Raw genomic sequence first — 6,487 nt, 5'->3', positions numbered from 1 at the left:
GGTTCCAGGATCGGCCGGGGCCCACGGCGTCGGGCCGTACGGTCCGTCAGGCCCGGTCGCAGGCCTGCGCCCGCAGCGCGCGGTCCAGGTCGTCCCGGCGCTCCAGCACCAGGCGGCGCAGCGCCGGCGCGGCCTGCGGGTGCCCCGCGAGCCAGGCGTCGGCCTCGGCCAGGGTCTGCTCGTCGGTCTGGGCGATCGGGAAGAAGCCGCCGACGATCCGCATCGCGATCTCGATGGTCCGCTCGGCCCAGATCCGCTCCAGCAGCTTGAAGTACGGCGCCGCGTAGAGGGCGCTCAGGTCGCGCTGGAAGGGGATCGAGAAGCCCGCGGTGTTGGCCTCGACCAGGGCGCTCGGCAGCTCGTCCGAGTCGATCACGGCCGACCATGCGGCGGCCTTGGCCTCCGCCGTGGGCCGGGCGGCCAGGCACTGGGTGTAGTGGCGCTTGCCGCTCGCGGTGTTGTCGGCGGCCAGTTCGGCGGCCAGCTCCTCGTCGGTGGCCTGGCCGGCTGCGGCCAGCGCCAGCCACAGCGACCAGCGCAGCTCCTGGTCGACCTCCAGGCCGTCGACCCGGGCGCTGCCGGACAGCAGGCCGCGGACCAGACCGAGGTGCTCGGCTCCGCCCGCGGTCTGGGCGAGGAAGCGGGCCCAGGCCAGCTGGTGGTCGCTGGCCGGGACGGCCTCGCGCAGCTCGCGCAGGGCGCCGTCGGCGAGCAGCCGGCCGCCCTCGCCGCGCCAGGCCGGGTCGGCGTACAGGTCGACGGCGGTCTTGGCCTGGGCGTGCAGCGACTGGAGCACGCCGATGTTGCCCTCCTGGCCGGCGAAGCGCAGCACCAGGGCGACGTAGTCGCGGGCCGGCATCAGGCCGTCCCGGGTGAGGTTCCAGACCGCGGACCAGGCGAGTGCGCGGGCCAGCTCGTCGCGGATGTCGCCGAGGCCGCTGCGCAGGTTCGCCAGCGAGTCCTCGTCGAAGCGGATCTTGCAGTAGGTCAGGTCGTCGTCGTTGAGCAGCACCAGCGCCGGACGGGGCAGGCCGGCGGCCTCGGTGACGACGGTCCGGGCGCCGGTGACGTCCAGTTCGATCCGCCCGGTGCGCACCAGGGCGCCGTCGGCGTCCCGGTCGTACAGGCCGACCGCGATCCGGTGCGGGCGCAGTACGTCGCCGTCCTGGAGCACGGCCAGCTCGGTGATCCGGCCCTCGGCGTCGGCCGTGACCTGCGGGGTGAGCGCGTTGACCCCGGAGGTCTGGAGCCAGGCGGCGGCCCAGGCCTTGAGGTCCCGGCCGCTGGTCTCCTCCAGCACCTCCAGCAGGTCGCCCAGCTCGGTGTTGCCGAAGGCGTGGCGCTTGAAGTAGCGGCGGGCACCCTCGAAGAAGGCCTCCGAACCGACGTACGCCACCAGCTGCTTGAGGACGGAGGCGCCCTTGGCGTAGGTGATGCCGTCGAAGTTGAGCTTGGCGTCCTCGAGGTCCCGGATGTCCGCGGTGATCGGGTGGGTGGTGGGGAACTGGTCCTGCCGGTAGGCCCAGGCCTTGCGCTGGTTGGCGAAGGTGACCCAGGCCGAGGAGTAGCGGGTGCGGGCGCCGATCAGGCCGTAGGAGCCCATGAAGTCGGCGAAGGACTCCTTCAGCCACAGGTCGTCCCACCAGCGCATGGTGACCAGGTCGCCGAACCACATGTGCGCCATCTCGTGCAGGATGACGTTGGCCCGGCCCTCGTACGCGGCGTCGGTGACCTTCGAGCGGAAGACGAACTCCTCGCGGAAGGTGACGCAGCCGGGGTTCTCCATCGCGCCGATGTTGTACTCGGGAACGAAGGCCTGGTCGTACTTCCCGAAGGGGTACGGGTAGTCGAACTCCTCGTGGAAGAAGTCGAGTCCGAGCTTGGTGACGCCGAGGATCTCGTCCGCGTCGAAGTACGGGGCCAGCGACCGGCGGCACATCGCGGAGAGCGGGATCTCCAGCGCGGTGCCGTCGGCCAGCTCGCGGCGGTAGTGGTCGCGGGCGACGTGGTACGGGCCGGCGACGACGGCGGTGAGGTAGGTGGAGATCGGCTTGGTCGGCGCGAACTCCCAGGTGCGGCTGCCGTCCTGTCCGGTGGCGTCCTGCTCGGTGACGTTCTCGTGCGGGGCGTTGGACCACACGTCCCAGGCGGCCGGGGCGGTCACGGTGAAGGTGAACGGGGCCTTCAGGTCGGGCTGCTCGAAGTTCGCGAACACCCGGCGGGCGTCGGCCGGCTCGTAGTGGGTGTAGAGGTAGGTCTCGCCGTCCACCGGGTCGACGAAGCGGTGCAGGCCCTCGCCGGTGCGGCTGTAGGCGCAGTCCGCCTCGACGGTCAGCACGTTCTCGGCGGCCAGGCCGTCGACGTGCACCCGGGCGCCGTCGTAGGCGGTGGCCGGGTCGAGGGCGCGGCCGTTGAGGGTGACCGAGCGGACGGCGGGGGCGAGCAGGTCGAGAAAGGTGTCCGCACCGGGCTGGGAGCAGCGGAAGGTGACAGTGGTGGTGGAGCGGAAGGTGCCGGCCTCCCGGTCAGGGGCCGAGGTCACGTCCAGCCGGACCTGGTAGCCGTCCACGGCCAGGATGCTGGCCCGCTGCTGCGCCTCGTCGCGGCTGAGGTTCTTGCCCGGCACGGCGGTACTCCTTTGTCCGGCTCGCACGGTGGTGCGCCTGTGGGTGGTGCGGTCTCGGCGCGAGGTGTGCTCCGCGCACGCGGTGCCATCCTTTCACGCCCCGTGTCGTCAGTACCATTGCACAGGCCGTCGCGCCAGGACCGGAATCAGCGGTGTCGGGCGGGTGTTGGCGTTGCCGGGGTGGGACTCCTCCCTGTCTCGGACCACTCACGAAGGACGACACGCAGTGACGACTGCCGCTGAGCGCAAGACCGCCGACTTCTGGTTCGACCCGGCCTGCCCGTGGGCGTGGATGACCTCCCGCTGGCTGATCGAGGTCCAGCAGCTGCGTCCGGTCGACGTGCACTGGCACGTGATGAGCCTGTCGGTGCTCAACGAGCACCGGGACCTCCCGGAGAACTACCGGGAGATGCTGGACAACGCCTGGGGCGCGGTGCGGGTCTGCACCGCAGCCGCCGAGCAGCACGGTCCGGAGGTGCTCGGCCGGCTCTACACCGAGCTGGGCGTGCGCTTCCACAACCAGGGCCTGCCGCAGAACCGGGAGACCGTGGCGGCGGCGCTGGTGGCCGCGGGCCTGCCCGCCGAGCTGGCCGACGCGGCCGGCACGGACGCGTACGACGAGGCCCTGCGCGCCTCGCACAAGGAGGGCATCACCCTGGTCGGCGAGGACGTCGGCACCCCGGTGATCGCGGTCGAGGGCGTGGACGGCGAGCGGGTGGCCTTCTTCGGCCCGGTGGTGACCCCGGCCCCGAAGGGCGAGGCCGCGGCCCGGCTGTGGGACGGCACTCTGCTGGTGGCCTCCACCCCGGGCTTCTACGAGATCAAGCGCACCCGCACGGACGGCCCGTCCTTCGAGTAAGTCCCGGGGAACGGCTCCGGAAACGCGGCAGGGCCCGGCACCGCTCGGTACCGGGCCCTCGCCGTGCGTGGGACGGGAAGGTCAGCGCAGGGCGGCGTCCCGGCGCTGCTTGAGCAGCCCGGCGACGGCCAGCGCCGTGACCAGCACGCCGGCCGCGTACAGCTGCTCGCGGTTGCCCTCGGTGGTGGTCATCAGGGCGAGGATGCCGGCCACCGCGGCCATCGCGATCCAGGTCAGGTACGGGAAGCCCCACATCTTCACGGTGAGCAGCTCGGGAGCCTCGCGCTCCAGCCGGCGGCGCATCCGCAGCTGGACCGCGCAGATGAACAGCCAGACCACCAGGATCGCCACGCCGGTGGTGTTCATCAGCCAGGTGAACACCGTGGCCGGCCAGAACTTGGCGGCCAGCACGGCGCCGAAGCCGAACAGGCAGGAGGCCAGCACGGCCATGCGCGGCACCCCGCCGCTGACCCTGGCCAGTGCCTTGGGGCCCTGGCCGCGGCCGACCAGCGAGTACGCCATCCGGGAGGCGCCGTAGATGTTGGCGTTCATCGCGGACAGCAGCGCGACCAGCACCACCACCTGCATGATCGTTCCGGCCGCGGGCACCCCGAGGTGGCGCAGCACGGTGACGTACGGGCCGTCGGCGACGACCGCCGGGTCCTTCCAGGAGACCAGGGTGACCACCAGGGCCATCGAGCCGATGTAGAAGATCGCGATCCGCCACACCGCGGTGCGCACGGCGTTGGCGACGTTCTTCTTGGGGTCCTCGGACTCGGCGGCGGCGATGGTCACGGTCTCCAGACCGCCGTACGCGAAGACCGAGGCGAGCAGGCCGACGATCAGCCCGTCGACGCCGTTGGGCAGGAAGCCGCCCTGGCCGGTGAGGTTCGTCGTGCCGGGGGCGCCGGGGCCGAGCACGCCGGCGATGCCGAGCCCGCCGAGGACCAGGAAGGTGACGATCGCGGCGACCTTGATCGCGGCGAACCAGAACTCGAACTCGCCGAAGTTCTTCACCGCGGTGAGGTTGCTGGCGCAGAAGAAGACCATGAACAGGCCGACCCAGATCCAGGCGGAGACACCGGGTATCCAGCCGTTGACGATCTTCCCGGCGGCGGTGGCCTCGGCGGCGACGCCGCAGCACAGCATCACCCAGTACATCCAGCCGGCCGTGATCCCGGCCCACGGGCCGATCTCCTTCTCGGCGTGCACCGAGAACGATCCGGAGGCGGGGCGGGCGGCGGACATCTCACCGAGCATCCGCATGATCAGCATGACCAGGAGGCCGGAGAGCGCGAACGCCAGGATGATCGCCGGTCCGGCGGCCGCGATGCCGGCGCCGGAGCCGACGAAGAGGCCCGCGCCGATCACGCCGCCGAGGGCGATCATGGACAGGTGGCGCTGCTTCAGCCCGTGGGAGAGCTGCTGGCCACCCGGTGCCGGCGCTGCGGCCGGCTGGGTGCCGTCAGGGGTCCCGGTCGCCGAAGGCGCGGAAGTAGGGGCCATAGGGGTGGTTCCAGACTGTGCGGTATGCGGCATGAGCTGTCCAATATCCGGTGGCACCCCTGTCCATGCCAAGGATGTTCGATCGGGGCCCACCATGCGGACCGCGCCGAAACCTACCGTGATCATGTTGTGACCTGGAGTTGTTCCGGGCCGGTTCCGACAACGCCCGAGGGCGGGGGTTTGTCCGAAACCGTGCCGTTCGCCCAGTGGATCACCGCGTAGGTTCACAGGTGTTCACTCACCTGGACTCTCACGGAGGAGCCCCGATGGCCACTGCCACCACCCCGATACCGCGCCGCGCCGTCCTCGCCGACCTGCTGCCCGCCGCCTCCACCCGCCTCGGTGCCCAGGCCCGCGACCTGGCCCTGGTGGCCGGCGGCGCCGCGCTGACCGGCCTGGCCGCCCAGCTGTCGGTGAACGTGCCCGGCTCGCCGGTGCCGGTCACCGGCCAGACCTTCGCCGCCCTGCTGGTCGGCACCGCGCTCGGCGCCCGCCGCGGCGTCGCCTCGCTCGTGCTGTACGTGCTGGCCGGCATGGCGGGCCTGCCCTGGTTCGCCGAGGGCACCTCGGGCTGGGCGATGGCCTCCTTCGGCTACGTGCTCGGCTTCGTCCTCGCCGCCGCCCTGACCGGCGCGCTGGCCCGCCGCGGCGCCGACCGCACCCCGGTCAACACCGTCGTCACCATGGTCCTCGGCAGCCTCGCCATCTACGCGGTCGGCGTCCCGTACCTCGCCCTGTCGCTGCACGTGTCGCTCGCCCGCGCCGCCGAGCTCGGCCTCTACCCGTACCTGGTCGGCGACGCCCTCAAGGCCGCCTTCGCCGCCGGCGCCCTGCCGCTGGCCTGGAAGCTGCTCGGCCGGCGCTGACCCACCCGGCCGACCCCCTGCCGGCGCCCCGTTGTCGGGCCCGGGCGCACGCGCATGCCACACTCATGGCATGCGCGTGTACCTGGGCTCCGACCATGCCGGATACGAACTGAAGAACCACCTCGTGGAGTGGCTCAAGGGGGCCGGCCACGAGCCGGTCGACTGCGGGCCGCACATCTACGACGCCGAGGACGACTACCCGCCGTTCTGCCTGCGCGCCGCCGAGCGCACCGCCGCCGACGAGGATGCCCTGGGCATCGTGATCGGCGGCTCGGGCAACGGAGAGGCGATCGCCGCCAACAAGGTCAAGGGCGTCCGGGCCGCGCTGGCCTGGAGCGTGCAGACCGCCGAGCTCGGCCGTCAGCACAACAACGCCAACGTGATCTCCATCGGCGGCCGCATGCACACGCTGGAGGAGGCCACCAAGTTCGTCGAGGTCTTCCTCGGCACCCCGTACAGCGGCGAGCCCCGGCACACCCGCCGGATCGAGATGCTGAGCGAGTACGAGACCACCGGCGAGCTCCCGCCGATCCCGGCCCACCACCCGCAGGGCTGATCCCGCCACCCACCCTCGTCCCCGGACGCCTTGTCCAGCGCCTTCGCCTGTCCCTCGGCCCCGCCGGCCTGGAT

General features: G+C 72.1%; 5 protein-coding genes. 3 read left to right on the top strand and 2 right to left on the bottom strand.

Features of this window, described 5'->3' with window-relative positions:
* Positions 1-46 precede the first annotated feature (46 nt).
* The gene (gene pepN, locus ACFU7Y_RS37575; protein WP_380771037.1) at positions 47-2,626 is read right to left on the bottom strand and encodes an aminopeptidase N; all 2,580 of its coding nucleotides are present in this window, start codon (positions 2,624-2,626) and stop codon (positions 47-49) included.
* Between the two features lie 226 nt (positions 2,627-2,852).
* Between pepN and ACFU7Y_RS37570 the strand changes: the two genes are divergently transcribed.
* Entirely contained in the window at positions 2,853-3,485 is a 633-nt protein-coding gene (locus tag ACFU7Y_RS37570; protein ID WP_224283481.1) for a DsbA family protein, read from the top strand.
* A gap of 81 nt (positions 3,486-3,566) precedes the next feature.
* Here ACFU7Y_RS37570 and ACFU7Y_RS37565 read toward each other — a convergent pair whose 3' ends face one another.
* Positions 3,567-4,991, bottom strand: coding sequence for an amino acid permease (locus ACFU7Y_RS37565; protein ID WP_224283482.1), 1,425 nt, complete (start codon positions 4,989-4,991; stop codon positions 3,567-3,569).
* A 266-nt stretch (positions 4,992-5,257) separates the two neighbouring features.
* Between ACFU7Y_RS37565 and ACFU7Y_RS37560 the strand changes: the two genes are divergently transcribed.
* Positions 5,258-5,857 (top strand): biotin transporter BioY, encoded by a 600-nt coding sequence (locus tag ACFU7Y_RS37560; RefSeq protein ID WP_224283483.1) that lies wholly within the window; start codon positions 5,258-5,260, stop codon positions 5,855-5,857.
* Positions 5,858-5,927: 70 nt separating this feature from the next.
* Positions 5,928-6,413: a ribose-5-phosphate isomerase gene (locus ACFU7Y_RS37555; protein ID WP_224283484.1), complete on the top strand. Its 486-nt coding sequence runs from the start codon at positions 5,928-5,930 to the stop codon at positions 6,411-6,413.
* The last annotated feature ends 74 nt before the right edge of the window (positions 6,414-6,487 follow it).

The organism is Kitasatospora sp. NPDC057542 (assembly GCF_042801945.1).
GTDB lineage: Bacteria > Actinomycetota > Actinomycetes > Streptomycetales > Streptomycetaceae > Kitasatospora.
The sequence above is the reverse complement of the archived record's forward strand: the minus strand, read 5'-3'. Positions and strand labels throughout refer to the sequence as shown.

Excerpts from the sequence above, each read along its gene's own strand:
- ACFU7Y_RS37565 (WP_224283482.1), bottom strand. The coding sequence starts at position 4,991 with ATGGCCCCTACTTCCGCGCCTTCGGCGACCGGGACCCCTGACGGCACC.
- ACFU7Y_RS37560 (WP_224283483.1), top strand. The coding sequence starts at position 5,258 with ATGGCCACTGCCACCACCCCGATACCGCGCCGCGCCGTCCTCGCCGAC.
- ACFU7Y_RS37555 (WP_224283484.1), top strand. The coding sequence starts at position 5,928 with ATGCGCGTGTACCTGGGCTCCGACCATGCCGGATACGAACTGAAGAAC.